This is a genomic window from Escherichia sp. KS167_9B (assembly GCF_030295215.1).
In the GTDB taxonomy this organism is placed as follows: domain Bacteria; phylum Pseudomonadota; class Gammaproteobacteria; order Enterobacterales; family Enterobacteriaceae; genus Escherichia; species Escherichia coli_F.
Genome location: NZ_AP025754.1, coordinates 1,173,489 through 1,197,272, shown reverse-complemented (window position 1 = coordinate 1,197,272; position 23,784 = coordinate 1,173,489). Strand labels below are relative to the sequence as shown.

34 protein-coding genes and 1 pseudogene are annotated in these 23,784 nt (G+C 49.0%); 18 read left to right on the top strand and 17 right to left on the bottom strand.

Annotated features, from left to right (window positions below; genetic code table 11):
* Nucleotides 1–19: 19 nt before the first annotated feature.
* From hokD to QUE34_RS05760, 12 genes and pseudogenes are all read right to left on the bottom strand, one after another.
* Nucleotides 20–175: a type I toxin-antitoxin system toxin HokD gene (gene hokD, locus QUE34_RS05815; protein WP_000813254.1), complete on the bottom strand. Its 156-nt coding sequence runs from the start codon at nt 173–175 to the stop codon at nt 20–22.
* 291 nt (nt 176–466) lie between these two features.
* A complete protein-coding gene (locus tag QUE34_RS05810; protein WP_077902808.1) occupies nt 467–790 on the bottom strand; it encodes a hypothetical protein in 324 nt (107 codons plus the stop codon).
* 35 nt (nt 791–825) lie between these two features.
* Nucleotides 826–1,038 carry a hypothetical protein gene (locus QUE34_RS05805; RefSeq protein WP_075843161.1) on the bottom strand — a complete coding sequence of 71 codons (213 nt, stop codon included), beginning with the start codon at nt 1,036–1,038 and terminating at the stop codon, nt 826–828.
* A 48-nt stretch (nt 1,039–1,086) separates the two neighbouring features.
* Nucleotides 1,087–1,443, bottom strand: coding sequence for a hypothetical protein (locus tag QUE34_RS05800; protein ID WP_077902809.1), 357 nt, complete (start codon nt 1,441–1,443; stop codon nt 1,087–1,089).
* Nucleotides 1,444–1,582: 139 nt separating this feature from the next.
* Nucleotides 1,583–1,906: pseudogene (locus QUE34_RS05795) on the bottom strand (ead/Ea22-like family protein); the annotation flags it as partial.
* Nucleotides 1,893–2,126, bottom strand: coding sequence for a hypothetical protein (locus tag QUE34_RS05790; protein ID WP_000699805.1), 234 nt, complete (start codon nt 2,124–2,126; stop codon nt 1,893–1,895). The gene QUE34_RS05790 and the pseudogene QUE34_RS05795, both read right to left, overlap by 14 nt.
* On the bottom strand, nt 2,123–2,377 hold the full coding sequence (locus tag QUE34_RS05785; RefSeq protein ID WP_077630125.1) for a DNA-binding protein: 255 nt from the start codon (nt 2,375–2,377) through the stop codon (nt 2,123–2,125). Before QUE34_RS05785 ends, QUE34_RS05790 begins: the two co-directional genes overlap by 4 nt.
* Before the next feature lie 56 nt (nt 2,378–2,433).
* On the bottom strand, nt 2,434–3,195 hold the full coding sequence (locus tag QUE34_RS05780; RefSeq protein ID WP_286338938.1) for a DUF1627 domain-containing protein: 762 nt from the start codon (nt 3,193–3,195) through the stop codon (nt 2,434–2,436).
* Nucleotides 3,196–3,229: 34 nt separating this feature from the next.
* The gene (locus QUE34_RS05775; RefSeq protein ID WP_000139472.1) at nt 3,230–3,691 is read right to left on the bottom strand and encodes a replication protein P; all 462 of its coding nucleotides are present in this window, start codon (nt 3,689–3,691) and stop codon (nt 3,230–3,232) included.
* The gene (locus QUE34_RS05770; protein WP_123059908.1) at nt 3,684–4,724 is read right to left on the bottom strand and encodes a DnaT-like ssDNA-binding domain-containing protein; all 1,041 of its coding nucleotides are present in this window, start codon (nt 4,722–4,724) and stop codon (nt 3,684–3,686) included. The genes QUE34_RS05775 and QUE34_RS05770 overlap by 8 nt, the downstream gene beginning before the upstream one ends.
* Nucleotides 4,725–4,795: 71 nt before the next feature.
* Nucleotides 4,796–5,221 carry a toxin YdaT family protein gene (locus tag QUE34_RS05765; protein WP_000693896.1) on the bottom strand — a complete coding sequence of 142 codons (426 nt, stop codon included), beginning with the start codon at nt 5,219–5,221 and terminating at the stop codon, nt 4,796–4,798.
* On the bottom strand, nt 5,218–5,472 hold the full coding sequence (locus QUE34_RS05760; protein WP_075843309.1) for a helix-turn-helix transcriptional regulator: 255 nt from the start codon (nt 5,470–5,472) through the stop codon (nt 5,218–5,220). Before QUE34_RS05760 ends, QUE34_RS05765 begins: the two co-directional genes overlap by 4 nt.
* A gap of 79 nt (nt 5,473–5,551) precedes the next feature.
* Here QUE34_RS05760 and QUE34_RS05755 point away from each other — a divergent pair, with 79 nt between their 5' ends.
* From QUE34_RS05755 to QUE34_RS05740, 4 genes are all read left to right on the top strand, one after another.
* On the top strand, nt 5,552–5,971 hold the full coding sequence (locus tag QUE34_RS05755) for a helix-turn-helix domain-containing protein (protein WP_000233320.1): 420 nt from the start codon (nt 5,552–5,554) through the stop codon (nt 5,969–5,971).
* A 298-nt stretch (nt 5,972–6,269) separates the two neighbouring features.
* Nucleotides 6,270–6,425, top strand: coding sequence for a DUF1391 family protein (locus tag QUE34_RS05750; protein WP_050866356.1), 156 nt, complete (start codon nt 6,270–6,272; stop codon nt 6,423–6,425).
* A 1-nt stretch (nt 6,426) separates the two neighbouring features.
* A complete protein-coding gene (ydfB, locus tag QUE34_RS05745) occupies nt 6,427–6,555 on the top strand; it encodes a protein YdfB (protein ID WP_000344891.1) in 129 nt (42 codons plus the stop codon).
* A gap of 29 nt (nt 6,556–6,584) precedes the next feature.
* Nucleotides 6,585–6,800 (top strand): hypothetical protein, encoded by a 216-nt coding sequence (locus tag QUE34_RS05740; RefSeq protein ID WP_001171961.1) that lies wholly within the window; start codon nt 6,585–6,587, stop codon nt 6,798–6,800.
* Nucleotides 6,801–6,889: 89 nt separating this feature from the next.
* Here QUE34_RS05740 and QUE34_RS05735 read toward each other — a convergent pair whose 3' ends face one another.
* Entirely contained in the window at nt 6,890–7,336 is a 447-nt protein-coding gene (locus QUE34_RS05735; protein ID WP_075843310.1) for a hypothetical protein, read from the bottom strand.
* Nucleotides 7,337–7,913: 577 nt separating this feature from the next.
* Here QUE34_RS05735 and dicB point away from each other — a divergent pair.
* From dicB to tusE, 7 genes are all read left to right on the top strand, one after another.
* Entirely contained in the window at nt 7,914–8,102 is a 189-nt protein-coding gene (gene dicB, locus QUE34_RS05730; protein ID WP_000413705.1) for a cell division inhibition protein DicB, read from the top strand.
* Nucleotides 8,099–8,290: a DUF1482 family protein gene (locus QUE34_RS05725; RefSeq protein WP_001098307.1), complete on the top strand. Its 192-nt coding sequence runs from the start codon at nt 8,099–8,101 to the stop codon at nt 8,288–8,290. Before dicB ends, QUE34_RS05725 begins: the two co-directional genes overlap by 4 nt.
* A gap of 93 nt (nt 8,291–8,383) precedes the next feature.
* Nucleotides 8,384–10,867, top strand: coding sequence for a 3'-5' exonuclease (locus tag QUE34_RS05720; RefSeq protein WP_100733987.1), 2,484 nt, complete (start codon nt 8,384–8,386; stop codon nt 10,865–10,867).
* Between the two features lie 66 nt (nt 10,868–10,933).
* Nucleotides 10,934–11,185 (top strand): DUF4224 domain-containing protein, encoded by a 252-nt coding sequence (locus QUE34_RS05715; RefSeq protein WP_000273162.1) that lies wholly within the window; start codon nt 10,934–10,936, stop codon nt 11,183–11,185.
* The gene (locus tag QUE34_RS05710) at nt 11,154–12,173 is read left to right on the top strand and encodes a tyrosine-type recombinase/integrase (protein ID WP_001364438.1); all 1,020 of its coding nucleotides are present in this window, start codon (nt 11,154–11,156) and stop codon (nt 12,171–12,173) included. Before QUE34_RS05715 ends, QUE34_RS05710 begins: the two co-directional genes overlap by 32 nt.
* Nucleotides 12,174–12,579: 406 nt before the next feature.
* A complete protein-coding gene (yccA, locus tag QUE34_RS05705) occupies nt 12,580–13,239 on the top strand; it encodes an FtsH protease modulator YccA (RefSeq protein ID WP_000375142.1) in 660 nt (219 codons plus the stop codon).
* A 90-nt stretch (nt 13,240–13,329) separates the two neighbouring features.
* A complete protein-coding gene (tusE, locus tag QUE34_RS05700) occupies nt 13,330–13,659 on the top strand; it encodes a sulfurtransferase TusE (protein ID WP_032302816.1) in 330 nt (109 codons plus the stop codon).
* On the opposite strand, the gene yccX is transcribed toward tusE, so the two are convergent.
* Nucleotides 13,656–13,934, bottom strand: coding sequence for an acylphosphatase (yccX, locus tag QUE34_RS05695; protein WP_000048228.1), 279 nt, complete (start codon nt 13,932–13,934; stop codon nt 13,656–13,658). The genes tusE and yccX overlap by 4 nt on opposite strands.
* Nucleotides 13,935–14,028: 94 nt before the next feature.
* Between yccX and rlmI the strand changes: the two genes are divergently transcribed.
* Complete coding sequence (rlmI, locus tag QUE34_RS05690) at nt 14,029–15,219, top strand: 23S rRNA (cytosine(1962)-C(5))-methyltransferase RlmI (protein ID WP_000116275.1); 1,191 nt, start codon at nt 14,029–14,031, stop codon at nt 15,217–15,219.
* Between the two features lie 57 nt (nt 15,220–15,276).
* The gene (gene hspQ / locus QUE34_RS05685; RefSeq protein ID WP_001295356.1) at nt 15,277–15,594 is read left to right on the top strand and encodes a heat shock protein HspQ; all 318 of its coding nucleotides are present in this window, start codon (nt 15,277–15,279) and stop codon (nt 15,592–15,594) included.
* Between the two features lie 44 nt (nt 15,595–15,638).
* On the opposite strand, the gene QUE34_RS05680 is transcribed toward hspQ, so the two are convergent.
* Nucleotides 15,639–16,052, bottom strand: a complete 414-nt coding sequence (locus QUE34_RS05680) for a CoA-binding protein (RefSeq protein ID WP_000665218.1) — start codon at nt 16,050–16,052, stop codon at nt 15,639–15,641.
* A gap of 172 nt (nt 16,053–16,224) precedes the next feature.
* On the opposite strand from QUE34_RS05680, the gene QUE34_RS05675 reads away from it, so the two are divergent.
* Together QUE34_RS05675 and mgsA are read left to right on the top strand one after the other, a co-directional pair.
* Nucleotides 16,225–16,887: a DUF2057 family protein gene (locus QUE34_RS05675; protein WP_032302814.1), complete on the top strand. Its 663-nt coding sequence runs from the start codon at nt 16,225–16,227 to the stop codon at nt 16,885–16,887.
* A gap of 95 nt (nt 16,888–16,982) precedes the next feature.
* Complete coding sequence (gene mgsA, locus QUE34_RS05670; protein WP_000424181.1) at nt 16,983–17,441, top strand: methylglyoxal synthase; 459 nt, start codon at nt 16,983–16,985, stop codon at nt 17,439–17,441.
* A gap of 31 nt (nt 17,442–17,472) precedes the next feature.
* Here mgsA and helD read toward each other — a convergent pair whose 3' ends face one another.
* A complete protein-coding gene (gene helD / locus QUE34_RS05665; RefSeq protein ID WP_286338975.1) occupies nt 17,473–19,527 on the bottom strand; it encodes a DNA helicase IV in 2,055 nt (684 codons plus the stop codon).
* 122 nt (nt 19,528–19,649) lie between these two features.
* On the opposite strand from helD, the gene QUE34_RS05660 reads away from it, so the two are divergent.
* Together QUE34_RS05660 and yccS are read left to right on the top strand one after the other, a co-directional pair.
* Nucleotides 19,650–20,096: a YccF domain-containing protein gene (locus QUE34_RS05660; RefSeq protein ID WP_001261235.1), complete on the top strand. Its 447-nt coding sequence runs from the start codon at nt 19,650–19,652 to the stop codon at nt 20,094–20,096.
* 9 nt (nt 20,097–20,105) lie between these two features.
* Nucleotides 20,106–22,268 carry a YccS family putative transporter gene (gene yccS / locus QUE34_RS05655; RefSeq protein ID WP_000875038.1) on the top strand — a complete coding sequence of 721 codons (2,163 nt, stop codon included), beginning with the start codon at nt 20,106–20,108 and terminating at the stop codon, nt 22,266–22,268.
* Here the strand turns inward: yccS and sxy are convergent.
* The gene (gene sxy, locus QUE34_RS05650; RefSeq protein WP_000839153.1) at nt 22,231–22,860 is read right to left on the bottom strand and encodes a CRP-S regulon transcriptional coactivator Sxy; all 630 of its coding nucleotides are present in this window, start codon (nt 22,858–22,860) and stop codon (nt 22,231–22,233) included. The genes yccS and sxy overlap by 38 nt on opposite strands.
* A gap of 218 nt (nt 22,861–23,078) precedes the next feature.
* Here sxy and sulA point away from each other — a divergent pair, with 218 nt between their 5' ends.
* Nucleotides 23,079–23,588 carry an SOS-induced cell division inhibitor SulA gene (gene sulA, locus QUE34_RS05645; protein WP_000288710.1) on the top strand — a complete coding sequence of 170 codons (510 nt, stop codon included), beginning with the start codon at nt 23,079–23,081 and terminating at the stop codon, nt 23,586–23,588.
* Nucleotides 23,589–23,784: the final 196 nt, after the last annotated feature.

The following is a 23,784-nucleotide window of genomic DNA, read 5'->3' as shown; positions in this document are numbered from 1 at the left end:
TTCTCCCCCGCCAGGTCTCTTACTCCTCAGGTTCGTAAGCTGTGAAGACAGCGACCTCCGTCTGGCCGGTTCGGATTCGTACCTCGCAGAGGTCTTTCCTCGTTACCAGTGCCGTCACTATGACGGTTAAACAGATGACGATCAGGGCGATTAGCATCGCCTTTTGCTGCTTCATAGCCTGCTTCTCCTTGCCTTTCGGCACGTAAGAGGCTAACCTACGTGTGTAGAGCATAGATATGGCCTCAGATTAATGTTAAGCGTCTTGCCGGACGCGTAATGTTAACTGGGGCTTTTCTCTATCTGCCTTTTGGTGTTCATGCCTGAGACAGACAGCCTCAAGCACCCGCAGCAATTCTACTTAACTATCCTTTTCCCGCAAATCGTTTTTATCCCCAGCGGCAAATCGAATACTCCACCAGCGCCACCGCCAGTGCAATTCCTGCCGTTGTGAACGCCTCAGGCCAGGTCATCGTAAAACATCCTCCACGCTTATAAGTCCGTTTCGCTCCAGATAGTCCATCGCTTTATCCGGTAATTTGCAGCCCGGTTTCGCTTTCCTCAGTTGCCAAGCTAACTGCTTTACCAGCATGGTTAACTCGTCGACCAGACGCTGATATCCCACTGGTTTGTATTCATGCAATTTACCAGCTGGCTCTGCTACCAGCGATGCCAGTGCAATTTTGAATAACTCGCCCTCTATCCGTGCCATCCCTGAATTGGGGTGGCATTTCGCAATCGCTATTTTTAATTTGGCTTCTTCGATTAATTGCTCTTTGGTTAATTCAGTCACTTTTCATTACCGCCCTTTCGGGCGGCCTCCTGACATTAATCGTTGTGATAACTCATAGCTTCATTTGCAGCATCAACTGGATCAACATCACACCAGCAATAATTTGGGTCGACACCTTCAGGTGTCCACGGCTCTAATTCATTTTTTGCCGCATTCTCGTCGCCAGTAATTTTAAAAATCTGCTCTGAGAACTTTTTCACCCACTCGTTATATTTTTCAGCGTTAATAACTTTCTGTGCGTTTGACATTGATATACCTCCGGTTAAGGATTAAATTTTTAACAGTGCTAAATTTAATTATTCTGTTCTGGATTTTGTCGCCCTGCGTATCCGCGATTTCACGTTACGCTCAATCTGAATTAGCTTTTCTATATTTCTCCGCCTTTCCCGTTCCTCCTGGCGCAAGATCCTTACATCATCTGCCAGTCTGGTTTCTCTTTTCGCCACAGAGAGCATCCAGTCAAATGGCTCCACAACTGCACCGCAGATTTTACAGCGGACCTGACGCTCTTTTTCGTCAACCCGGACAGAGTCGTGATGACAATATGGTCTTTCCGATGGCTCATAAAGAAAATTAACCTGATTACGTGGGTCATCCTCTTTTACCGGAAATAAAACAATATTACTTAACTCATCTTCTGGTTTTATTTCCACGTTAGTCTCCTTTAATACGAATCCCTGCAACACGTAGTGAGTGCTCTAAGTCAGTCCGATGAATCCAGTTGCCATTTTCTTTAGGTATCATCACATGTCGCTCATCAGCATTTATCGGGTGTCCATATCGAAGGTCGAAGCCAGCAGGTAACTGGATTTCCCTCGCCTCCAGTTCTGCAATGCGCTTGTCTTTAGCTTCCAGCTTATCCAGTATCGCCAGCGCAACCTTTGGATTAAAGGCAGCAATAAATTCAGCGTTTGCGTAAGCCTGAGCATCTGTTTCAACCAGGCAGTTAACATGACATTCTGCAATCACGCCACCGGGTTCTCCTTTCCATTTTTGACAAACAAAAACTCCTGTTAAATTGCCATGCTGGTTAACAGACGTATGCCCTACGATGTAGCTTCCTTTAGTTGCTTTCTCTGCCGCCTCTCGCAGTGCCTGACAGTTAATTTCGCTCACTGTTTACCTCCTGTAACGCTACCCGGTACGCCTTCTTTATCCACGCTGTACTGCCATATAACTTCGTCTTCATAAAAAACACACCTGCACGGCTCGCCGATATCCCCGGACAGGCTAACAGTACTGCATCCACCACACGGTTATGCTTCCGGAACTCCATTACAGTACTGCTGATAACCACCTGTCCCACCGGGCCGTAATCCTGATACAGGATTTTCACGCAGACACCCTCCTGTCGAAATAAACGTAGTTATTCACTGTGCGCAGCGGCATTCCAAATTTTCTGGCGATTTCTCTCCTGGACACGCCACGCTGATGCAATTGTCGCGTCAGCTCAATATCACTCTGCGGATATTTTGCTGACTGGTGAAAATCACCACGCAGAATCAGACTTATTCCCATCTCCCGGGCTTTCGTCCTGACCGCCGCCTCACTACGGCCAATCAGACTGCCGATGCTTTTTACCTTCATTGTTCCCGCGCACTGCCGAAGAATAAGGATTTCAGCCCGCACCCAGCCACGCCATCTCACTTCACATCCTCTCTGGAACAATTCATCTGCCGTATAATATCCCGGTACTTGTTCAGCTCCCGCAGCGCGGCGCAGACACGCTCCCACTTCTGGACATGATTTTTCGCCCGACGCAGTTCGCGGTTTGCCAGATGCAGTGATGGTAAAATCAGGTCATCCCCTTGCGTTTCGGTGAGCGATGGTAACGACTGCACCATGTCCGCCACAGTTTCTGTTTTAATATCTTCCTGTGTTGCAGCTTCCTGTACTGGTAACGCAACACCGGCTGGCTGAGGAAAGGCTTTACCATCGGTTTCCGCTACCGATGCAGCTTTCGGCTCTGCTGGTAAATTATCTCCCGGCATGCAGTAGCGAAATTTACCGTTCTGGTTTACGCGTGCCAGACGTCCCGTTGCGGTTACCACCGCCAGCGTGGAAGCAACCTTGCGAGTGCTGACACCGAACTTATCCGCCAGTTCCTCACACGTTTTAGCCCCATCCTGACAGATAAACTCAATCATCATGTCCGCGGTAACTTTTTGTTCGACCTCCCCGGTCAGCACATCCGGTACTTCAGATTGTGCTGGCTGCTCTTCGGTTACCCCGGATTCACCTTCACCAGCCAGAAACCAGGTGTGACCCGTTTTATCAACGACGCCATTTCTTTTCAGTTCCCACAGCTCGTTCAGCACTTCTTCACGACTGATATCAAGTCGCGCAGCCAGTTCTGCCGACGTGGCTTTCCCCATTGCTTTCAGTGCGTCAAAAACAGTCTCCATTAAAATTTCCTCCCGGTAAAAATCACTTCTCAACTCAAACAAAACCAGCCGTTTTCCGGCGTTCATACTCCTGTTTCAGCAACTCAATTGGCGTTGGTCCCGACGGGCGTTTGGGTGCCGCCAGTTGTCGCCGGACTGGCGGAATGCTCAGGCCATTACCAACATGCTTTGCCCATTTCGTCAGTTGCCGTTCTGCAAGCCGTTTTAACTCCCCTTCGGTCATCTGGCGCTCAATCCCCTTTGAACGCATCTCGAGGCAAATGTGATACAGCACAGGCTGAGACCACGGGTACTTATCACTTCCGTCGTATCGCCAGGACTCATTGCGCCAGCGGCGGTACTCCTCCATCACAGCATCCACCGTCAGACCGAATGGATTGGCTCCGCTTTCCGAAATCAGTGCCACAAACTCAGCCAGGTCCGGAGGCCATGTTTCACCCGCCCGGCAGCGGTCCATGCACTGGCGGCAGACCTGCCGGATTTGCTGCTCAGTCATCGCGCCAATCTGTGCAATCCAGAGCTTCGAAGGTGCGGCCCCGTTCTTCCGGGGCCAGCGGTTCGAATAAACCTCCCCCATGAGTTCCCACAGCTTCCAGGCCGTTTCCGTCGCTGATAAATCCGTTTTCACGTTCCCACTGCTCACGTGCTGCCCGAATTTCCTGAACTGCCCGTGATGCGGTGCCACCTGGTGCTGCTGCATGGTTTACCCCCTTGCTGACTGGTTTAACCTGTGCCCTGACGTGATTTACGTGACGGGCGAATTTCTGCTCCCACTGAACCTGCGAGAAAACTTTCCCCTCCGCTGCCCAGTAGTCCCGAAAGGCGGCAAGTTCAGCAGGTGTAAATTCCGGCTCCGGCAGAGCCACTCCCCACAACGCAGCCCGTCGTCGAAAATCCCGTGACGGATACCAGCTATCGGTCATCGGAAATTTCCCGATGGGTTCGCTCAGGCCTTCCAGGTAATCAGGTTCCGCTGTCTGCAACGGCACACCATTCAACTCACTGGTCGGAGCACTCTCTCGCGCGCGCGCGTTATGTGTGGGGTTTAATTCTCTATCTGTATCTTTATCTGTCGTGACTCGTCGTGACATGTCGTGACATATGCGTGACTCGTCGTGGCCCCCCTCATTCTGTTTTCGTAATTTTTCCCTCTCGCGCTGCGCTCTCTTGCGCTCTGCCGGAGATTTCGCGGTTTGAGAAACGTTACCGTTGTCCTCTTTCAGTACCTGGCGTTTTTCCCATCCAGTGATTAAATCTCCATCAAGCACCCGCCCCTGCATTGCCTGTAAAATTGAATCAATTACTTCTTCCGTCACATCAAGCGCACTTGCTAAATCTTCCGTCGTGACATCAATGTGACCACGTAGTGACACGCCGTGACATGTCGTGACATTTCGTGACGCGCTCACCAGAAGGTGGATATACACAGCCATCACTGTTGCGATTGGCTGTCCTGACACCCTGGAAATTGTTCGCCACTTAGGATCATTTGGCATGTCATGCCATAATCTGAGCCAGGCGTTAGCCATTCTCACCTCTTCTGATACCGAATCTTTTTACTCACGAATTGCCGGAAGCGATTCGATATGGCTATTGTCAGTCAATGTACTGCCACAGCATTTCCTGCCGGGCCACCACGGTTCATCTGATTGAAACCGGCGATTGCCACTGCGACAAAATCATCAGCGTCTCTCACCAGTCGCTCCCGCATCTCCACCAGCTCCCGAAAATAAGCTGAACTGTGGCTGCGCATTCTGGCCACCAGCAGAGGCGGCATTGCTTTTTCGATAGCTGGTAACAACGCCTGAATTTTTTTAACCGCATCAGGGGTGTCTTTCTCCACCCAGCGGAAAATTTTCTGAGTATTGCGAGCCAGGGCTTCCGGATGGCTGTCGTCATACAGTTCCGGGAACGTCATACCCAGTTCAAAATAAGCCCGGGTTATTCCAGCTGCTGGAACTTTTTCTCCATCAGAACGCGCCCAGGCATTCATCGCCATGCGGATGTGTTCATGCTTGATTTTCATGAATCAACTCCCAACAGCTTTTTCGTAGTAGTTTTATTTCTGCCAATAGTTAAAATTGCATCGGCAGAAAATAATCCGTTTGATGCATGAGCGATTTTTTCAGCATAATTTGTTTCGCCAGTATATTCAGTGCGAGGCAATTTTCCGTTATCCATCCATTTGTAGATTGCTCTTTGGCTGACACCACAAACGTTGGCCACAACAGAAACGCGAACAGTTTTGATTACATCTTCAAGTGTTTTCTGGTTCATATCACCCTCACAATGTGAACTTTGAGTACATGCTATAACAGAACTGACAGTACATTCAAGAGCGAATATCATTGAACTTATGGTTCATGAAGATAAAGCGCGTAAAGAGTTCGCCAGTAGGCTTGCGCTAGCCTGTGAAAACGCTGGTTATGAACAACATGGAAGGCAGGCAGAAATTGCCCGTCGAATGAAATTAACACCAAAAGCGGTTAGCAAATGGTTTAATGGCGAAACAATTCCTCGCCGAGAGAAATTAAGGGAATTAGCAACACTCATTGGAACAACACCAACCTATCTTTTGGGAGAGGATACAGAAGAAAGTGGACAGGTACGTTTCTATCAGGAGTTAAATCCAAGACAAAAAATCATCATTGATCTTCTGGACGAACTCCCTGACAGTGAGACAGATGAACTTTTAAAAACTCTTGAGGAGAAAAAACAAAAGTACAATGCAATTTACGAAGAGTTAGCACGAAAGAAAAAACAAAAAGCCTCTTAAACCAGCATAAATCCGGTAGCGTCCCCCTCCGGGTTTGTGCTTCACTTTTTCCCATCTCATTTTTTTACACATAAAATGTACTCAAAGTACTTTACAACACTGAACATAAAGTACATTATATACATACCAACCCACCCCGCCCCACAGAACGCAGGGCAATACTTCGAGTTACCAGGCAGTGGTCAGGGGTTAAGTAGCCAGCCCGAGGCGTAAGAACATGACGGCAGGGTTCAACTTTAATAACTATGCAGCAGGTTTTTGTTCCGCTACCCCGGCGTTAAGGGGAAATGAGGTCAGCATGGATACTATCGATCTTGGCAACAACGAATCTCTGGTGTACGGCGTGTTTCCCAACCAGGACGGCACGTTCACCGCGATGACGTATACCAGAAGCAAAACGTTTAAAACCGAAGCTGGCGCGCGTCGCTGGCTGGAAAGAAATTCAGGTGAGTGATATGGATTTCGACGCAATCATGGAAAAGGCTTACGAAGAATACTTCGAAGGCCTTGCCGAAGGCGAAGAAGCTCTCAGCTTCAGTGAGTTTAAACAGGCGCTTTCCAGTTCGGCAAAATCTAACGACTGATAAGCGAAGCGGCACCGCGAGGAATCAGTATGCAGAAACGAGAACCCGTCATCATCGCACCAGACTATACCGAGGATGAAATTTACGAATGGATGTGCGGAAAGATACGCGCCATTAATGACCTGAAGCAGGCCGCTGACTACAAAGAGCGCCTCTCTAAAGAACTGGTGTCAGCGGAGCAGGATATTACCACTCTGGCAAAAAGCGCGGCATTAAACGTTTCGCGAGTGATTGAAAACTACTGACCAATGAGCTCAAGTAGTTCTCCGCAGATGAAGTGCGTGCGCCGGACACGGATAAACCTCCGGCATGCTCTTTAACAATCTGGATATTCCTAACCACAAAGAAATCGCATCAATTTGGATTTTGTGGGCAACTTCTCTTGTTGTTCGATGGAGACGCCTATTTTGATCTGTGTTTTTAAGATCGCAATATCTTTAAGTGATGACCAAATATGATCATCTGTTTTTTCCAGAGTTTTTAACTGAATTTTTAATTCCGAATCAGAATATTTTTCTGCATCATCAAAAAGCTGCAAATATTCTGCGGATTTTCTCATGGCATTACCTGACTTTTGTCCGAATCCATAAATCGTTTGGACGGTTGCGATCACAACAATAAAAACGCCAGAAATTTCCGGAATGAATCCGCCAATGACAGATGAACCGAAGATAATACTCACTACTGAGAGAAGTTTATCGAGACAACCAGTCGCTACAGAAAACAGTTGCTCAAGAAAATAGCCATATAAAATTCTGTCAAGAATATCATCCCGGTCCATACACCATCACCTGCTTGTGCTCTTTGCTCTGTCATATGATTTCCTTGGATCGTTGGGGATATCCAGATTATACAGATTTCCTGTCGTTGGGGAATGACGGAAACCACCTCGCCTGACGTGGTTAAAAGCAGGCACACAACACGAAAGCGCACGGCGAAGTTCGTCTCACTGCACGGTGTCGTTAAATTTAATTCGACCGTGCGCTTCCGGTTGTGGCGACCCGCGAAATGGCGCGGCGGTAAGTATGGCGGGGGTGGGAGGGACGCCTTTCCCCGTTGAGGACACCGGGTTGTCAGGTTGACCATACGCTTAAGTGACAACCCCGCTACAACGCCCTCTGTTATCAATATTCTGGTGACATTTGGCGGTATCAGTTTTACTCCGTGACTGCTCTGCCGCCCTTTTTTAAAAGTGAATTTTGTGATGCGGTGAATGCGGCTCAGCGCACGCGGAACAGTTAAAACCAAAAACAGTGTTATGGGTGGATTCTCTGTATCCGGCGTTAATTGTTAACTGGTTAACGTCACGTGGAGGCACCAGGCACCGCATCACAAAATTCATTGTTGAGGACGCGATAATGGAAAAGTTATCATGTAATGCCAGCACGTCTGAACTTCGTTTCGAAATTGGCGTTATCACTGGAGACAAAACATTTATTGAAGACGCCATTAAGCAGAGAAAACTCGAGCAGGACCTGTTAAATGAAGTATGCATTCCTTCAATGCTGGCTCGTCTGGACCTGCTGCAAAAAGGATATAAACAATGAATACAACATTTGCACTCGTTCTGACAGTTTATCTTGTTTCCGGCGAATCTCTTGAGCTGGTGACTGGCTTATACGGTTCAATGAAAGAATGCATGGCTGCAGCAGCAGAACAAAAAATTCCCGGTAACTGTTATCCGGTAGATAAAACTACTCACACTAATAATAACGAAATACCGGCAGGACTTTAAAACAGCACCGTAATTAATATCCGGTTTCATTTTTATATGCCAGCAATGGCAGGGATTTGTTCACCCTTAAATCTGTAATGAGGTTAAAACAAAATGAGTAAAGTCTTTATTTGCGCCGCCATTCCGGACGAACAGGCAATAAAAGAAGAGGGCGCAGTTGCTGTAGCCACTGCCATTGAAGCCGGTGATGAACGCCGCGCCCGTGCCAAATTTACCTGGCAATTCCTGGAGCAATATCCTGCTGCTCAGGACTGCGCTTATAAATTTCTTGTCTGCGAAGATAAACCCGGCATGCCCCGCCCTGCTATCGACTCCTGGGATACCGAATATATGCAGGAAAACCGCTGGGATGAGGAATCCGCTTCCTTTATTCCGGTCGAACCAGAATCCGATCCTATTAACGTCAATTTTGACAAGCTATCCCTTGAAGTACAGAACGCGGTCCTGGTTAAGTTCGGTACATGTGAAAACATCACCGTTGATATGGCGATTGACGCGCAGGAATTACTGCAAGAAGACGTGGCTACCTTTGACGGGCATATCGTTGAAGCATTGATGAAAACGCCTGAAATTAACGCTATGTATCCGGAACGCAAACTGTTCGCTATCGGATGGGTTAAACACAAATGTAAGCCGGGTACCAAATGGCCCGAAATTCAGGCTGAATTACGTAACTGGAAAAAACGGCAGGACGCAGAGCGCAAAGAGACTGGAAAATACACGTCTGTTGTTGATCTTGCCCGCGCCAAAGCCAACCGACAGCACACTGAAAACCCAGCAGAAAAAATCCCTCCTGTAACTGCCGCCATTCATCGCGAATACAAGCAGACATGGAAAACCCTGGGCAGGGAGCTGGCCTACTATCTCTGGCCTGGTGATGCGGATGCCGGAAACATTGACGGCAGCATCCTTCGCTGGGCTAAAAATGAAGTTATCGCCAGAGATCGCGAAGACTGGAAGCGCATCTCCGCATCAATGCGCAAACAACCTGATGCGCTTCGCTACAGCCGCCAGACTATTTTTGGCCTTGTCCGTGAACGCCCGATCGACATTCACAAAGATCCCGTGGCACTGAACAAATACATCACTGAATACCTGACTACAAAGGGCGTGTTTGAAGATGACGAAGGAACAAATCAGGGCACAGCTAATACTCTCTCGTCGCCAGTACCAGAAACTGACGCAGTGGAAACGGCAATTCAGGACAACGAAAAAACCGAATGCAAAGTGGAAGTCGAATCATCTGTAGAGCGTGAGGGGCCGTTCTACTTCCTCTTCACCGACAAGGATGGCGAAAAATACGGTCGTGCAAACAAACTTTCTGGTCTGAATAAGGCGCTGGCTGCAGGGGCTACTGAAATCACGAAAGAAGAATATTTTGCCCGCAAAAACGGTACATACTCAGGTTCACAACAAAATACTGGTGCATCTGACACGATCGCACAACCGGAGCCGGTAAAAGTTACCGCTGACGAAGTAAACAAATTTATGCAGGCAGCCAATATCAGCCAGCCTGACGCCGATAAGTTGCTTGCTGTATCACGTGGTGAATTTGTTGCAGGGATTAGCGACCCGAATGATCCGAAATGGGTGAAGGGGATTGAAACCCGCGATTCAGTGAATCAGTACCAGCAAGAAACGGAACAGAACGACCAGAAAGCGGAACAAAACAGCCCAAATGCGTTACAAAACGAGCCAGAAACGAAACAACCTGAGCCAGTAGCGCAACAGGAAGCGGAAAAAGTCTGCACCGCCTGCGGTCAGACCGGCGGCGGCAACTGCCCTGATTGTGGTGCGGTGATGGGCGACGCAACATACCAGGAAACATTCGATGAAGAGAATCAGGTTGAAGTTCAGGGAAATGATCCGGAGGAAATGGAAGGCGCTGAACATCCACACAAGGAGAATGCTGGCAGCGCTCAGGACCACGCCAGCGATAATGAAACTGGCGAGACGGCAGATCCCTTAATTGCGGTGAACGGTCATCACGTTATCACATCCACCAGCAGAGTGTGGTACCACCTGATGATCGACCTTGAAACAATGGGAACCAACACCAATGCGCCCATCGTGGTTATTGGTGCGGTTTTCTTCGACCCAAAAACAGGGGAAATCGGGCCAGTATTTTATATCGTTATCAGTCTGACTGACGCAATGAATACAGGGGCTGTTCCTGACGGTGGAACCATCGAATGGTGGCTGAAGCAGTCCAGTGAAGCCAGAGCTGCCATTTTAACAGACCAGGTAAAACTGAAGGATGCCCTTTCGCGGTTTCGGGAGTTCATCAACGAATACTCAGATGAAAAATTCGTTCAGGTATGGGGTAATGGTGCAACTTTCGATAACGCAATTTTGCGCACCTCATACGAACGTCTGGACATCCCCTGCCCGTGGCGCTACCACAACGATCGCGATGTACGCACAATCGTTGAGCTGGGAAAAACAATCGACTTTGATGCCAGAACCGTTATTCCATTCGAAGGCGTGCACCACAATGCACTGGATGACGCCCGTCACCAGGCAAAATACGTTACAGCTACGATACAAAAACTGATCCCGAGTCAGGCTGATTTTTAATGTTCAACCCTGATCGCCGCCTCCGAATTATATTGGCGGCGGTCATGCTGTAAGGCACGTGACCACATGTATGAATTAACTCTATCGCCAGCAGAGATTCAAGAGATCACGAAATACAAGCGATACACAAGACAGCAACACCAGTTAAGACTGCACGGCATCCCATTTTTAATCGGGCCTAAAAACGAGCCGATAGTTCTACGCTGTGATATTCCACGTGGACTAACAGCAATGTCAAAAGTATCTGAACTGGTTTCTGCTGAACCCGATTTTGAGGCACTGAATAATGGGAAGACCAAGAAAAGACAAAAAAGATAATGTACTGCCACCGCGCGTTAGATCGAATGGTTACAGTTACGTATGGAAGCCCAAAGGAAGCACAAGGACGATAAAGCTCGGAAGAGTGCGGGAAACCAGCGTGGCTAAAGTCTGGCAAAATTATGAACTGGAAAAGGCAAAACTCCACGACATAATGACCGTAGCTAAATTATGGCACATGTTTATGGACTCCCCTGCATTTACAGAACTGGCCCCCCGAACCCAAAAAGATTATCGGCAACATCAAAGGGCATTACTGGCGGTATTCGGGAAAATGCTTGCTGATAATGTAAAAATTGAGCAGGTAAGAATTTTCATGGATAAGCGGGGGCTTGAGAGCAAGACCCAGGCAAACCATGAACTGGCAAGTCTGAGTCGCGTATACGGATGGGGATATGAGCGTGGGTATGTGAAAAATAATCCATGCAAAGGAGTCAGAAAATTCACGCTTAAAGCCCGTACTGTTTACATCACCGATGAACAGTATGCTGCGATATATGCGGAAGCAATTCCACAGTTACGCATTGCAATGGAGATATCCTATCTCTGTGCGGCAAGGCTCGGTGATGTGCTCGAGCTGAAATGGCAGGATATTATGGACAAAGGGATTTACATTGAACAAAACAAGACCGGCACCAAACAAATCAAGGAATGGTCTCCACGATTACGTACGGCGATCCAGTTAGCCCGAAATGTATCTTCCGGCACATGCGAGTATGTGATCAACACAACCAAAGGCGGGAAGGTCATAGCTAAAACGCTGAACAACTGGTGGAATCAGGCTAAACGTGCAGCCGAGCAAAAAGCCGGGGTTCCGTTTGGGTGCAACTTCCATGACATAAAAGCCAAAGGAATTTCAGATTACGAAGGCAGCAGTCGCGACAAACAAATTTTCAGTGGACACAAAACAGAAAATCAGGTGTTGATTTACGATCGTAAAACCAAAATCACGCCAACACTGGATTTGCCGCTTGTGGTCAGTAAGTAGACAATCCAGAAAATTTTCTGGCAAAAGACCTGGTATATTAACTCTGAATAACTCCCTAACATCTTGATTTTTCTTGGTGTTAAGTCTGATTAACTTTTCGGCTATTTTGCGTATTATACTGATTTTTCTTTATTTTTCTTCGGTCTTGAAAACCGGCGACCCGAAAGGGTTCCAGAGTTCGAATCTCTGCGCTTCCGCCAAATAAGATAAGGGGTTAGCTAAATGCTAACCCCTTTTTCTTTTGCCTGTCGAAATTCTCAGGGCGTTATATTTGCTTAATGACCTGATAATCCGCTGTTAAACCTGTTCCAGATCAAATGCGTAAAGATGGGTAAAACTTCTGGGTGCCCTTACGCATTATCATTATGCTGCTTAATTAATTACATCTGTCATAGAGAGTGACTCAATGGATCGTATTGTTAGTTCTTCACATGACCGTACATCGCTGCTTAGCACCCATAAGGTGCTGCGTAATACCTATTTTCTGCTGAGCCTGACGCTGGCCTTTTCGGCGATTACCGCAACTGCCAGTACGGTGCTGATGCTGCCATCTCCGGGTCTGATTCTGACGCTAGTGGGTATGTATGGTTTGATGTTCCTGACCTATAAAACGGCGAATAAGCCGACCGGGATTATCTCCGCATTCGCCTTTACCGGTTTTCTGGGTTATATCCTCGGACCAATTCTCAACACCTATCTGTCTGCCGGAATGGGCGATGTGATTGGTATGGCGCTGGGCGGAACGGCATTGGTGTTCTTCTGCTGCTCTGCGTATGTGCTGACCACCCGCAAAGATATGTCGTTCCTTGGCGGTATGCTGATGGCGGGTATTGTGGTGGTGCTGATTGGTATGGTTGCTAATATCTTCCTGCAGCTGCCTGCCCTGCATCTGGCGATCAGCGCGGTCTTCATTCTGATCTCCTCTGGCGCTATCTTGTTTGAAACCAGCAACATCATTCATGGCGGTGAAACGAACTATATTCGTGCCACGGTTAGCCTGTATGTTTCGCTGTACAACATCTTCGTCAGCCTGCTGAGCATTCTGGGCTTCGCCAGCCGCGATTAATCTCACCCGCTAACACTTTCATAGCCTCGCTTTATGCGGGGCTTTGTTTTTTGTTACACTGCCGCCAGTCTGATTAAGGTAGTAATAATTATGCTGATCTTCGAAGGTAAAGAGATAGAAACGGATACCGAAGGCTATCTCAAAGAAAGCAGCCAGTGGAGTGAGCCGCTGGCAGTGATGATTGCAGAGAACGAAGGGATTACGCTGTCACCAGAACACTGGGAAGTGGTGCGTTTTGTGCGTGATTTCTATCTGGAATTCAATACTTCTCCGGCGATTCGTATGCTGGTAAAAGCGATGGCGAATAAATTTGGCGAAGAAAAAGGTAACAGCCGCTATTTATACCGACTGTTTCCGAAAGGTCCGGCTAAGCAAGCCACCAAAATTGCTGGCCTGCCAAAACCGGTAAAATGTATCTAACGAATACGAAAATCGGTTAATTCCCCCGAGGGATGATGCGGCTCGCTGAGCACCCGTTCCACACGTGCAGAACGCGGGCCGCCACTCTTTAACCACTGCATTAATTTTTCCACCTGCCCTTCTTCACCGCAGGCAACCACTTCCACGCTGCCATCGTCAAGATTTTTGGCGTAGCCGCTTAACCCGAGTTTTTTCGCTTCGTACTGCGTGGTATAGCGAAATCCTACGCCCTGAACTCGCCCGTAAACCCAGGCAATTATGCAGACTTTCGACATTGCTGCTCTCCTTATCCTTAATGGACGCGTTGCAAATCCATGGAAAACTCCGGACAATGACGCCCATTTCTTTGCATCGACAGAAAAGTAAATTATGAGTGTACGTTTAGTGTTAGCCAAAGGGCGCGAAAAATCATTACTTCGTCGCCATCCGTGGGTCTTTTCCGGGGCCGTTGCCCGCATGGAAGGTAAAGCCAACCTCGGTGAAACCATCGATATTGTTGATCATCAGGGAAAATGGTTAGCACGCGGCGCTTATTCGCCAGCTTCGCAAATCCGGGCGCGCGTCTGGACGTTTGACCCCTCTGAATCCATTGACATTGCTTTTTTTACCCGCCGTTTGCAACAAGCGCAAAAATGGCGTGACTGGCTGGCGCAAAAAGATGGCCTCGACAGCTATCGTTTAATCGCCGGAGAATCTGATGGCCTGCCGGGTATTACTATCGATCGTTTCGGTAATTTTCTGGTACTGCAACTGCTGAGTGCTGGGGCAGAATATCAGCGCGCAGCATTAATTAGTGCCCTGCAAACGCTGTACCCGGAATGTGCAATTTACGATCGCAGCGACGTTGCGGTACGTAAAAAAGAAGGGATGGAACTGACCCAGGGCCCCGTTACCGGAGAGCTACCGCCTGCCCTGCTGCCGATTGAAGAACACGGCATGAAGCTGCTGGTGGACATACAGCACGGGCACAAAACGGGCTACTACCTGGACCAGCGTGACAGCCGCCTGGCTACCCGCCGCTACGTTGAAAATAAACGCGTACTTAACTGTTTCTCCTATACCGGTGGTTTCGCCGTATCGGCATTGATGGGCGGTTGCAGCCAGGTTGTCAGCGTTGATACCTCCCAGGAAGCGCTGGATATTGCACGGCAGAATGTTGAGCTGAACAAACTGGATCTGAGCAAGGCTGAGTTTGTCCGTGATGATGTCTTTAAATTGCTGCGTACTTATCGCGATCGCGGTGAAAAATTTGACGTTATCGTGATGGACCCGCCGAAGTTTGTTGAGAATAAAAGCCAGTTGATGGGCGCGTGTCGTGGCTATAAAGACATCAACATGCTGGCGATTCAGTTGCTGAATGAAGGCGGAGTTCTCCTGACTTTCTCCTGTTCCGGTCTGATGACCAGCGATTTATTTCAGAAAATCATCGCGGATGCCGCAATTGATGCCGGTCGTGATGTACAATTTATAGAGCAGTTCCGTCAGGCAGCCGATCATCCGGTGATCGCTACCTACCCGGAAGGGCTATATCTGAAAGGGTTTGCCTGTCGCGTCATGTAACTTGAAATGTGGAATTTTACCCTTATATCAAAGGTAAAGATTTCCCGGGAGGTGACTATGATTGCCAGCAAATTCGGTATCGGCCAGCAGGTCCGCCATTCCCTGTTAGGTTATCTCGGAGTGGTCGTGGATATCGACCCGGTTTATTCGCTCTCTGAACCGTCGCCTGATGAGCTGGCGGTGAATGACGAGCTTCGCGCCGCTCCGTGGTATCACGTGGTGATGGAGGACGATAACGGCCTACCGGTTCATACCTACCTGGCTGAAGCCCAGCTAAGTAGCGAATTGCAGGATGAACATCCTGAACAGCCATCCATGGATGAGCTGGCGCAGACCATCCGCAAACAACTTCAGGCCCCGCGTCTGCGTAACTAATCCCTGAACAAATCCCCGGAAGGTTTTGGCCTTCCGGGGATTTTTTATTTGGCCAGGCCCAGGCGAGGGATCTCAATAGCCGGGCAGCGATCCATCACCACATTTAACCCGGCATCCCGTGCCAGTACTGCCGCTTGCTCATTAATCACCCCCAGTTGCATCCAGAGGGTTTTCGCGCCAATGGCGATCGCTTCCTGCGCCACGCCCCACGCCGCTTCTGAATTACGGAAAACATCGACCATATCGACTTTTTCCGGAACTTCTGCCAGCGTGCCATACCCCTGCTGGCCCAGCAGCGTTTTGCCAGCAACTTTTGGCGAAACCGGAATGACGTGATACCCCTGGTCGAGTAGATATTTCATCACGCGATAGCTGGGACGATCGGGTTTGTCGCTTGCCCCCACCAGCGCAATGGTGTGAGTGGACGTTAAAATGCCTGCAATATCGGTTTCTTTCATTATTTCCTCCAGACTGTTTAACAAAGTGTACGACAAAGCCGACATGCCAACCATGCAGCTAATACGAATGAATGAGAGCAAAAGCGGGAATTATGTCTATATGTTAGTAAGTATGATTAAAGAAAAATTTTGACACATTATTATTCGGGCGGTCTTTTGACAGGAGCTACCTATGAAAACCGGCATCGTGACCACCTTGATTGCATTATGTTTGCCGGTATCCGTTTTTGCCACCACGCTGCGGCTTTCAACCGATGTCGATCTTCTGGTACTCGACGGCAAGAAGGTTTCCAGCTCTCTGCTGCGCGGTGCGGACAGCATTGAACTGGATAATGGACCACATCAGTTAGTGTTTCGCGTTGAGACGACGATTCATCTTTCCAATAGTGAAGAACGGCTGTATATCTCCCCACCACTAGTGGTCAGTTTTAATACCCAGCTCATCAACCAGGTCAATTTTCGCCTGCCTCGCCTGGAGAATGAGCGGGAAGCTAACCATTTTGATGCCGCGCCGCGCCTTGAATTGTTGGATGGCGATGCGACGCCGATTCCGGTAAAGCTGGATATTCTCGCCATTACCTCAACGGCAAAAACGATTGATTATGAGGTCGAGGTTGAACGTTATAACAAATCCGCGAAACGCGCTTCACTACCGCAATTTGCCACGATGATGGCAGATGACAGTACGCTGCTTTCGGGTGTTTCCGAGCTGGATGCTATTCCACCGCAGTCTCAGGTGCTCACAGAACAACGGCTGAAGTATTGGTTTAAACTGGCTGACCCACAAACGCGAAATACTTTTCTGCAATGGGCGGAAAAACAACCATCTTCCTGAGATTTTTGTGCCTGTGCGCAGGCTTTTTCGGTCTTTCTCTTGCAGCGATAAGTGCTTACAGTAATCTGTAGGAAAGTTAACTACGGATGTACATTATGGAACTGACGACACGTACTTTACCTGCGCGGAAACATATTGCGCTGGTGGCACACGATCACTGCAAACAAATGCTGATGAGCTGGGTGGAACGGCATCAACCGTTACTGGAACAACACGTACTGTATGCAACAGGCACTACCGGTAACTTAATTTCCCGCGCGACCGGCATGAACGTCAACGCGATGTTGAGTGGCCCAATGGGGGGGGACCAGCAGGTTGGCGCATTGATCTCAGAAGGTAAAATTGATGTATTGATTTTCTTCTGGGACCCACTAAATGCCGTGCCGCACGATCCTGACGTGAAAGCCTTGCTGCGTCTGGCGACGGTATGGAACATTCCGGTTGCCACCAACGTGGCAACGGCAGACTTCATTATCCAGTCACCGCATTTCAACGACGCGGTCGATATTCTGATCCCCGATTATCAGCGTTATCTCGCGGACCGTCTGAAGTAATATTACACAGGTGGCAAACGCCACCTGTTTCCTACGGTTTTCTCGCCACCGGCACATCCAGATTTTTCAGTATTTCGACAAAGGGAGAGGGATTCTCTTTGTTAAACAATGCCCATACCCGATGACGTGCCCGGGTCAGCGCCACGTACATTAACCGCCGTTCTTCAGCGTCCGGAAAATCCTCAACCGGGGGTAGTAGCGCCTCTTCCATAATCGACTCCCGCGCCGCAGCCGGAAAACCATCACTCCCCTCCTGCAAGCCAACGATGATGACGTAATCCGCCTGTTGCCCTTTGCTGGCATGAATGGTCATAAAGTCGATTTGCAACTTCGGCCAGCGTGTTGCCGCTTTTTCCAGGCTGGCAGGCCTCATGTGATGGTAACGCGCCAGGATCAGAATGCGCTCTTCCGGTTTGGCATAACCAGAGAGCTTATCCAGCAAAGCGTCAAGATGGCTCTCATCCAATAACGTGACGGCTTTTTTGTCTCCATTGGTTAAGCTGTTTAGCGGCTTTTTCAGCTGGCCTGGGTTCTGCTGAATAAACCGGTTTGCCACCTCACCGATACGACTGTTAAAACGGTAAGTCGTGTCTAAATCACAGCGATCGCCTTCTCCAAAGTTTTCATGGAAAGCGGTGGTGAGCGACATTTGCGCACCGCTGAAACGGTAAATCGCCTGCCAGTCATCACCAACAGCGAACAACGTCGTTTGACTGTTTTGCTTGCGCAATGCCGCTAACAACGCTGCACGCTGCGGCGAGATATCCTGAAATTCATCAACCAGAATATGCTTCCACGGGCTGATAAAGCGACCTTTCTCCAGAATCACAATCGCCTGGTGAATAAGGCCCAAAAAATCGACAGCGTTTTCTGCCTTCAGCGCACCTTTCCAGGCTTTTAATAACGGAGCCATCAACTTGATACGTTTACTGAACAGATCGCGAATCTCTTCGGGCGCACTGGCAATCATTTCTGCCTGTACACCACCGTGCATCCGCATCAGACTTACCCAGCGATCGAGGCGTGAGGCAAGACGACGCTGTAATTTTTCATCATCCCAGAAGTTGCCTTCTGGCACTGACCACTGCATTTCTTCCGTCAGCCATTGCCGCCAGCCCTTCGCCTGCGCTTTCTTTTCGCTGCATTGCTTGCGCCACTCAGCAATAAAAAGTTCATGACGGGCAGCGGTATCATTTTCCAGTCTGCTGACTATCGGAACTTTTTTGCTGCCCTGCTGAATAATATGCAGCGCCAGCGCATGAAATGTGCGTGCGGTAATGTCTTCGGTATGTAGCCGTTCTCGGATACGCTCGTCCATCTCTTCAGCGGCTTTGCGACCAAACGCCAGCAATAAAATTTGCTCAGGGAACGCTTCACCACGCGCCAGCAACCAGCCTGCACGGGCCACCAGCACCGACGTTTTTCCGCTTCCTGCACCTGCCAGCACTAACAGAGAATGCTCGCCATTAACGACTGCCCGGGCCTGCGCCGGATTCAGCGGTGAAGATTCGACCTGGCGGAAAAAATCCACATACTCGGTAAGCATGGCTTCTGTATACGCCTGATTATGCTGCAACCGTGCGCCTTCAATATCTTTCAACCAGGCCTGACATTTACGCCACGCCTCACGGCAGTTATCGAATTCTTCCAGTCGGTTAACCGGCAACGGCAACGCCGACAAAGCCTGGCGGATTTGTTGCTGCACGCCAGAAGTTTGCTCACGCGTCAGCCATTTATTTTCTCCGGTACGCGTGGCAATCAAATCCAGTTGCTGGCGTAAAACACCAGCCGCAATTTCGCTCATCTCCCCACTCCACCGCCGCCAGTGAGCATCAAGATGATGGTAAAAACGCTGCGTCTCGCCCCATTCGGTGCCGTGCAGACGCACCACTTTTTCGTCCGGCAGTACAAATTCCAGCTCGCCCCATACCAGACCGCGCTTACAGTGAATTGCCAGTAATTGATTGAAAGGAATAAGGTATTCGTGGCGATCGCCGGAGACTTTAATCCCGGCATTGAGGATCATCGCCCGATCGTAAGGGTGCTGTGCCAGACGTTTTCCAAGCGTTGTCGCTTTCAGTTCCATGACTCTGTAGATCCACACGAAATGATTTCTTATCAGTGTAACCGTCAGAGAAAACGTGCTCCAGCCCAAAAAAACGTTACAATTGCCGCCCATTACTGAAAACCACAGTAAAGCGAGGTTTTATGCGTACCGTTTTGAACATTCTGAACTTTGTGCTTGGCGGATTTGCCACCACTCTGGGCTGGCTGTTGGCGACTCTGGTCAGTATTGTGCTAATTTTTACCTTACCGCTGACACGATCCTGCTGGGAGATCACTAAACTGTCTCTGGTGCCTTATGGCAATGAAGCTATTCATGTCGATGAACTGAACCCGGCTGGCAAAAATGTGCTGCTGAATACTGGCGGTACGGTATTGAATATTTTCTGGCTGATTTTCTTTGGCTGGTGGTTATGCCTGATGCACATTGCAACGGGCATCGCACAATGTATTTCCATCATTGGCATTCCTGTCGGCATTGCGAACTTTAAAATTGCCGCTATTGCACTATGGCCGGTCGGTCGTCGCGTGGTATCGGTAGAAACAGCGCAAGCTGCGCGTGAAGCCAATGCACGTCGTCGTTTTGAATAATCCACTAATATGGCCTTTATGCTAAGTCCTTTGCTCAAACGCTATACCTGGAACAGCGCCTGGCTGTATTACGCGCGTATTTTTATTGCGCTTTGTGGAACCACAGCGTTTCCGTGGTGGCTGGGTGATGTAAAACTGACGATTCCGCTGACGCTGGGGATGGTGGCAGCGGCGCTGACCGATCTCGATGACCGGCTGGCGGGACGTTTGCGTAACCTCATCATTACGCTGTTCTGCTTTTTTATCGCCTCGGCCTCAGTAGAATTGCTGTTTCCCTGGCCCTGGCTATTTGCAATTGGTTTAACGCTCTCTACCAGCGGCTTCATTTTGCTCGGCGGTCTGGGTCAACGCTATGCAACAATTGCCTTCGGTGCGTTACTGATCGCCATTTACACTATGTTGGGGACGTCACTGTATGAGCACTGGTATCAGCAGCCGATGTATCTGCTGGCCGGTGCCGTCTGGTACAACGTCCTGACACTTATTGGTCATCTACTGTTCCCGGTCCGCCCGTTACAGGACAACCTGGCGCGTTGCTATGAACAACTGGCGCGTTATCTTGAGCTAAAGTCGCGCATGTTTGATCCTGATATTGAAGATGAAAGCCAGGCACCGCTGTACGATTTGGCTCTCGCCAACGGACAGCTGATGGCGACATTGAATCAGACGAAACTCTCGCTGCTGACCCGTTTACGTGGCGATCGTGGTCAACGGGGAACGCGTCGCACGCTGCATTATTACTTTGTCGCGCAGGATATTCACGAGCGTGCCAGCTCTTCTCATATTCAGTATCAAACATTGCGTGAACATTTTCGCCACAGCGACGTGCTGTTCCGTTTTCAGCGACTGATGTCGATGCAGGGCCAGGCGTGCCAGCAACTGTCACGCTGTATTTTGCTGCGTCAGCCTTATCAACATGATCCGCATTTTGAGCGCGCTTTTACGCATATTGATGCTGCGCTGGAGCGGATGCGCGATAACGGCGCGCCTGCCGATTTACTCAAAACACTGGGATTTTTGCTGAACAATTTACGCGCTATTGATGCCCAACTGGCAACAATTGAATCAGAACAGGCCCAGGCACTGCCCCATAATAATGACGAAAATGAGCTCGCTGATGACAGCCCGCACGGATTGAGTGATATCTGGCTGCGTCTTAGCCGTCACTTCACACCGGAATCCGCCCTCTTCCGTCATGCGGTAAGAATGTCGCTGGTGTTGTGCTTCGGCTACGCCATCATTCAGATAACCGGAATGCATCACGGGTATTGGATCTTGCTGACAAGTTTGTTTGTCTGCCAGCCAAACTATAACGCCACGCGCCACCGCCTGAAGTTAAGGATTATTGGTACGCTGGTAGGTATCGCCATTGGCATTCCTGTGCTGTGGTTTGTGCCGTCACTGGAAGGGCAGCTGGTGCTGCTGGTTATTACCGGCGTGCTCTTTTTTGCCTTCCGTAACGTGCAATATGCCCATGCAACGATGTTCATCACACTTTTGGTGCTACTTTGTTTTAACTTGCTGGGTGAAGGTTTTGAAGTGGCGTTACCTCGCGTAATCGATACGCTGATTGGTTGTGCCATTGCGTGGGCGGCGGTGAGCTACATCTGGCCTGACTGGAAGTTTCGCAATCTGCCGCGCATGCTCGAACGTGCCACCGAGGCCAACTGTCGCTATCTCGATGCCATACTGGAGCAATACCATCAGGGGCGTGATAACCGTCTGGCGTATCGTATTGCCCGCCGCGATGCACACAACCGTGATGCTGAACTGGCGTCGGTGGTATCAAATATGTCCAGCGAGCCGAACGTTACCCCGCAAATTCGCGAGGCCGCGTTTCGGTTGCTGTGCCTTAACCATACGTTTACCAGCTATATCTCAGCCCTCGGTGCTCACCGGGAGCAGTTAACTAATCCTGAAATTCTGGCGTTTCTTGATGACGCAGTTTGCTATGTTGATGACGCGCTACATCATCAACCTGCTGATGAAGAACGCGTCAATCAGGCATTAGCTGACCTGAAACAGCGGATGCAGCAACTTGAACCACGGGCAGACAGCAAAGAACCTCTGGTCGTACAACAAGTCGGGTTATTGATTGCATTACTGCCAGAGATTGGTCGTCTGCAACGCCAGATTACTCAAGTTCCGCAGGAAACTCCTGTTTCGGCGTAAGAGAGTCAGCCCATTCTGCAAGCTCCTGGCGGCGTGCCACCGGGAGCGCAGCTTCATGAATGCCGATAATGGCCCCTTCAAGCATAAACAGAATCTTTTCTGTCACCAGACTGTTTTGCTGCCGCAGTCGCAACCAACACATTTTTGCCCCAAGTATACGTAACGCCCGTACATCCTTAATCCCCACCTCCCCGAGTATCGCTTCCAGATGAAAAGACATATTGGGCAAATCTTTCAGTCTTTCCCGGGTATTGCGCGTGCTTTTCTCTTTCAGCGCTGCATCGAGAGAATATTTCGACAGACGCACCAGCTTCAGTTGATTTCGCCATAGACTTTCATCAACCCGATAGTAATTGAGGGTAACGGATCGGCCACACTTTTTATATGTCAGCCAGACAGGCGGATGTTTTACACAGTACTGTGCACTTTGCTCACAAGCCCGAAGATACAACTCACCATCAGAAACCATCGCAAACACCGTGTCGTCAACGGTCAGGCTGTAACTACCAAACAATGATCGGTATTCAATTGTGCCCAACGTTGCCAGGTATTCTTGTGATTTATAGATCCGCTTATAGGAGAGGCTTTTCATAAAATTCCTTTTAAAATCATAACATAAAAGAATGATTCACATTAACGGATCCGTTAACTACGAAAATAGGCAACTTATTCTTAAGGGGCAAGATTAATTTATGTTTTCCCGTCACTAACGACAAAATTTGCGAGGCTCTTTCCGAAAATAGGGTTGATCTTTGTCGTCACTGGATGTACTGTACATCCATACAGTAACTCACAGGGGCTGGATTGATTATGTACACTTCAGGCTATGCACATCGTTCTTCGTCGTTCTCATCCGCAGCAAGTAAAATTGCGCGTGTCTCTACGGAAAACACTACAGCCGGGCTTATCAGTGAAGTTGTCTATCGCGAAGATCAGCCCATGATGACGCAACTTCTACTGTTGCCATTGTTACAGCAACTCGGTCAGCAATCGCGCTGGCAACTCTGGTTAACACCGCAACAAAAACTGAGTCGGGAATGGGTTCAGGCATCTGGGCTACCCTTAACGAAAGTGATGCAGATTAGCCAGCTCTCCCCTTGCCACACTGTGGAGTCAATGGTTCGCGCTTTACGCACGGGCAATTACAGTGTGGTGATCGGTTGGTTGGCAGATGATTTGACTGAAGAAGAGCATGCTGAACTTGTTGATGCGGCAAATGAAGGTAACGCTATGGGGTTTATTATGCGTCCGGTAAGCGCATCCTCTCACGCAACGAGACAACTTTCCGGGCTAAAAATTCACTCTAATTTGTATCATTAAGTAAATTTAGGATTAATCCTGGAACTTTTTTTGTCGCCCAGCCAATGCTTTCAGTCGTGACTAATTTTCCTTGCAGAGGCTTGTCTGAAGCGGTTTCCGCGGTTTTCTTCTGTAAATTGTCGCTGACAAAAAAGATTAAACGTACCTTATACAAGACTTTTTTTTCATATGCCTGACGGAGTTCACACTTGTAAGT

Excerpts from the sequence above, each read along its gene's own strand:
- rlmI (WP_000116275.1), top strand. The coding sequence starts at position 14,029 with ATGAGTGTACGTTTAGTGTTAGCCAAAGGGCGCGAAAAATCATTACTT.
- QUE34_RS05780 (WP_286338938.1), bottom strand. The coding sequence starts at position 3,195 with ATGGAGACTGTTTTTGACGCACTGAAAGCAATGGGGAAAGCCACGTCG.
- QUE34_RS05770 (WP_123059908.1), bottom strand. The coding sequence starts at position 4,724 with ATGGCTAACGCCTGGCTCAGATTATGGCATGACATGCCAAATGATCCT.
- QUE34_RS05760 (WP_075843309.1), bottom strand. The coding sequence starts at position 5,472 with ATGAACCAGAAAACACTTGAAGATGTAATCAAAACTGTTCGCGTTTCT.
- hokD (WP_000813254.1), bottom strand. The coding sequence starts at position 175 with ATGAAGCAGCAAAAGGCGATGCTAATCGCCCTGATCGTCATCTGTTTA.
- QUE34_RS05725 (WP_001098307.1), top strand. The coding sequence starts at position 8,099 with ATGAATACAACATTTGCACTCGTTCTGACAGTTTATCTTGTTTCCGGC.
- sulA (WP_000288710.1), top strand. The coding sequence starts at position 23,079 with ATGTACACTTCAGGCTATGCACATCGTTCTTCGTCGTTCTCATCCGCA.
- QUE34_RS05785 (WP_077630125.1), bottom strand. The coding sequence starts at position 2,377 with ATGAAGGTAAAAAGCATCGGCAGTCTGATTGGCCGTAGTGAGGCGGCG.
- dicB (WP_000413705.1), top strand. The coding sequence starts at position 7,914 with ATGGAAAAGTTATCATGTAATGCCAGCACGTCTGAACTTCGTTTCGAA.
- QUE34_RS05755 (WP_000233320.1), top strand. The coding sequence starts at position 5,552 with ATGGTTCATGAAGATAAAGCGCGTAAAGAGTTCGCCAGTAGGCTTGCG.
- QUE34_RS05680 (WP_000665218.1), bottom strand. The coding sequence starts at position 16,052 with ATGAAAGAAACCGATATTGCAGGCATTTTAACGTCCACTCACACCATT.
- QUE34_RS05750 (WP_050866356.1), top strand. The coding sequence starts at position 6,270 with ATGGATACTATCGATCTTGGCAACAACGAATCTCTGGTGTACGGCGTG.
- yccA (WP_000375142.1), top strand. The coding sequence starts at position 12,580 with ATGGATCGTATTGTTAGTTCTTCACATGACCGTACATCGCTGCTTAGC.
- hspQ (WP_001295356.1), top strand. The coding sequence starts at position 15,277 with ATGATTGCCAGCAAATTCGGTATCGGCCAGCAGGTCCGCCATTCCCTG.
- QUE34_RS05675 (WP_032302814.1), top strand. The coding sequence starts at position 16,225 with ATGAAAACCGGCATCGTGACCACCTTGATTGCATTATGTTTGCCGGTA.
- tusE (WP_032302816.1), top strand. The coding sequence starts at position 13,330 with ATGCTGATCTTCGAAGGTAAAGAGATAGAAACGGATACCGAAGGCTAT.
- ydfB (WP_000344891.1), top strand. The coding sequence starts at position 6,427 with ATGGATTTCGACGCAATCATGGAAAAGGCTTACGAAGAATACTTCGAA.
- QUE34_RS05710 (WP_001364438.1), top strand. The coding sequence starts at position 11,154 with ATGGGAAGACCAAGAAAAGACAAAAAAGATAATGTACTGCCACCGCGC.
- QUE34_RS05735 (WP_075843310.1), bottom strand. The coding sequence starts at position 7,336 with ATGGACCGGGATGATATTCTTGACAGAATTTTATATGGCTATTTTCTT.
- QUE34_RS05740 (WP_001171961.1), top strand. The coding sequence starts at position 6,585 with ATGCAGAAACGAGAACCCGTCATCATCGCACCAGACTATACCGAGGAT.
- yccX (WP_000048228.1), bottom strand. The coding sequence starts at position 13,934 with ATGTCGAAAGTCTGCATAATTGCCTGGGTTTACGGGCGAGTTCAGGGC.
- QUE34_RS05775 (WP_000139472.1), bottom strand. The coding sequence starts at position 3,691 with ATGACTGAGCAGCAAATCCGGCAGGTCTGCCGCCAGTGCATGGACCGC.
- helD (WP_286338975.1), bottom strand. The coding sequence starts at position 19,527 with ATGGAACTGAAAGCGACAACGCTTGGAAAACGTCTGGCACAGCACCCT.
- QUE34_RS05660 (WP_001261235.1), top strand. The coding sequence starts at position 19,650 with ATGCGTACCGTTTTGAACATTCTGAACTTTGTGCTTGGCGGATTTGCC.
- QUE34_RS05765 (WP_000693896.1), bottom strand. The coding sequence starts at position 5,221 with ATGAAAATCAAGCATGAACACATCCGCATGGCGATGAATGCCTGGGCG.
- mgsA (WP_000424181.1), top strand. The coding sequence starts at position 16,983 with ATGGAACTGACGACACGTACTTTACCTGCGCGGAAACATATTGCGCTG.
- sxy (WP_000839153.1), bottom strand. The coding sequence starts at position 22,860 with ATGAAAAGCCTCTCCTATAAGCGGATCTATAAATCACAAGAATACCTG.
- yccS (WP_000875038.1), top strand. The coding sequence starts at position 20,106 with ATGGCCTTTATGCTAAGTCCTTTGCTCAAACGCTATACCTGGAACAGC.
- QUE34_RS05715 (WP_000273162.1), top strand. The coding sequence starts at position 10,934 with ATGTATGAATTAACTCTATCGCCAGCAGAGATTCAAGAGATCACGAAA.
- QUE34_RS05720 (WP_100733987.1), top strand. The coding sequence starts at position 8,384 with ATGAGTAAAGTCTTTATTTGCGCCGCCATTCCGGACGAACAGGCAATA.
- QUE34_RS05805 (WP_075843161.1), bottom strand. The coding sequence starts at position 1,038 with ATGTCAAACGCACAGAAAGTTATTAACGCTGAAAAATATAACGAGTGG.